The organism is Mesorhizobium sp. M7A.F.Ca.US.002.01.1.1 (assembly GCF_004022955.1).
GTDB lineage: Bacteria > Pseudomonadota > Alphaproteobacteria > Rhizobiales > Rhizobiaceae > Mesorhizobium > Mesorhizobium ciceri.
Genome location: NZ_RZQE01000682.1, coordinates 1 through 2,437, shown reverse-complemented (window position 1 = coordinate 2,437; position 2,437 = coordinate 1). Strand labels below are relative to the sequence as shown.

Annotated in this window: 3 protein-coding genes; all 3 read left to right on the top strand. The window is 64.0% G+C overall.

Annotated elements, in window-relative coordinates; all coding sequences use genetic code 11:
* On the top strand, positions 1 to 651 hold a 651-nt coding region (gene tmk / locus EN932_RS33980), incomplete at its 5' end, for a dTMP kinase (protein WP_128369429.1).
* Positions 648 to 1,703, top strand: coding sequence for a DNA polymerase III subunit delta' (locus EN932_RS33975; RefSeq protein WP_127370208.1), 1,056 nt, complete (start codon positions 648 to 650; stop codon positions 1,701 to 1,703). The genes tmk and EN932_RS33975, both read left to right, overlap by 4 nt.
* Before the next feature lie 90 nt (positions 1,704 to 1,793).
* A partial coding sequence (locus EN932_RS33970) for a methionine--tRNA ligase (protein ID WP_164890781.1) occupies positions 1,794 to 2,437 on the top strand: 644 nt, incomplete at its 3' end.

Below are 2,437 nucleotides of genomic sequence, written 5' to 3'. Positions count from 1 at the left end.
TCCGAAGGCGGCGAGGGGGCAGGCAAGTCGACGCAGATCGAGCGGCTGGCCAGGAAGATGCGCGCCAAGAAATACGACGTGCTGCTTACCCGCGAACCCGGCGGCTCGCCGGGCGCCGAAGCGGTCAGGCATGTGCTGCTGTCGGGCGCAGCCGAACCGTTCGGGCCGAAGATGGAAGCGCTGCTTTTCGCCGCCGCGCGGTCCGATCATGTCGAGCAGGTGATCCGGCCGGCGGTCGAGCGTGGCTCCATCGTGCTTTGCGACCGCTTCCTCGATTCCTCACGCGTCTATCAGGGCGTCACCGGCGGCATCGATCCGGCGTTCATGGATGCGCTGGAACAGGTCGCCATCAACGGCATGATGCCGGACATGACGCTGATCTTCGACATCGACCCAGCGGAAGGCCTGAGGCGCGCAACGCTGCGGCGCGGCGCCGAGGCAGTCGCCGACCGTTTCGAAAAGGAGACGCTGGCGATCCACCGGGCCCGCCGCGAGGCGTTTCTGGCGATCGCCAAGGCCGAGCCGGAGCGCTGCATCGTCGTCGACGCAGCCGCCGAGCCCGACGCGGTTGAGAACGTCGTCACCGCGGCAGTGTTCGCGGCGCTGGCGGCGAGAGCGCCGGCACGCGACAGGCAGGCGACGCCGGCATGATCTTCGAGCGCATCGCACCCGAGCAGCACGACACGCTCGACGGCGTGCCGGAGCCCTCCGAAACGCCCCTTCTGGTCGGGCACGGCCAGGCTGCAGGCGTGCTCACCGCCGCCTATCGCGCCGGCAAGCTGCCGCATGCGCTGATCTTTTCCGGGCCAGTCGGCATCGGCAAGGCGACGCTCGCCTTCCACCTTGCGCATCATCTGCTGAAGCACCCGGATTTCGCGCAGGCGCCGGAAAGCCTTGCCGCTCCCGATCCGGCGTCGTCGCTGTTTCGCCAGATCGCCACCGGGGCGCATCCTTCCGTGCTGCATCTGACCCGGCCGCTGAACGACAAGACCAAGAGTTTCAAGACGGTCGTCACCGTCGATGAGATCCGCAAGGTCAGCCGCTTCCTGTCGCTAACCTCGCATGACGGCAGCTACCGGGTCGTCATCGTCGACCCCGCCGACGACATGAACACCAATGCCGCCAATGCCTTGCTGAAAAATCTTGAAGAGCCGCCGGCACGGACGCTGTTCATCCTGATTGTCCACGCGCCGGGCAGCCTGCTGCCGACGATCCGGTCGCGCTGTCAGGTGGTGCGATTGACCCCGCTCGACGCCGACGACCTGATGACGGTGCTGGAAACGACCGAGCCGGCGCCGCCTGAGGATCCGGCGGCGCGCGCGGCACTGGCCGAGCGGGCAGGGGGCAGCGCCCGCAACGCGATCCTCTTGACGCAGTATGGCGGGCTGGAGATCGCTTCGACGCTCGACGCTCTGGTCACCGGGAGAAAGAGCGATGTCGGCGGCGCGTTCCGCCTCGCCGAAGCCGTGGCCGGCCGCGATCAGGCGATCCAGTTCGATATCTTCAACCGCCGGGCGCTAGACCTGTTGTCGAACGCGGCAAGTCAGGCAGCACTGGCTGGCGATCTCGCACGAGCCAAAACGCTGTCGGACACTTGGCATGAGGCGCTGGACGCTATATCTGAGACCGATACTTACAATCTCGATAAGAAGCAGCACGCCTTGATCATGATCGACCGCCTGAATTCTGCAATGCGAATGTGACTGGGTTTCCTGGATCGGGATGGCAAATGCTGCCTCGATACGATATCCACCGCCACGCCTTTCCATTCAGACATTCATGACGGTTCATTCATGTCACGCGACAAATTCTACATCACCACCCCGATCTTTTATCCGAACGGCAAGCCGCATATCGGCCACGCCTATACGGTCATTGCAACCGACGCCCTGGCACGCTTCCAGCGCCTGGACGGCAAGGACGTCTTCTTCCTGACCGGCACCGACGAGCATGGCCTGAAGATGCAGCAAACGGCCGAGAAGGAAGGCATAACGCCACTGGCGCTGGCCGACCGCAATTCGGCGATTTTCCGCGCAATGACCGAGGCGATGGGCGGCTCGAATGACCAATACATTCGCACGACCGAACCGCGCCACTACGAATCCTGTCAGGCGATCTGGAAAGCGATGGCCGCCAATGGCGACATCTATCTCGACCGCTATAGCGGCTGGTATTCGGTGCGCCAGGAAGCCTATTTCGACGAGAGCGAGACGACGCTCGGCGACGACGGCGTGCGCCGCGAACCGCTTGGGTCGCCGGTCGAATGGAACGAGGAAGAAAGCTATTTCTTCCGGCTTTCCGCCTATCAGGACAAATTGCTGGCGCTTTATGAGAGACAGCCCGACTTTGTCGGTCCGACCGAGCGCCGCAACGAGGTGCTCAGCTTCGTCAAGTCGGGGCTGAAGGATCTGTCGATCTCGCGCACGACCTTCAAATG

What these genes read in the sequence shown, in the direction of transcription:
- EN932_RS33975 (WP_127370208.1), top strand. Translation starts at nt 648, where the DNA reads ATGATCTTCGAGCGCATCGCACCCGAGCAGCACGACACGCTCGACGGC.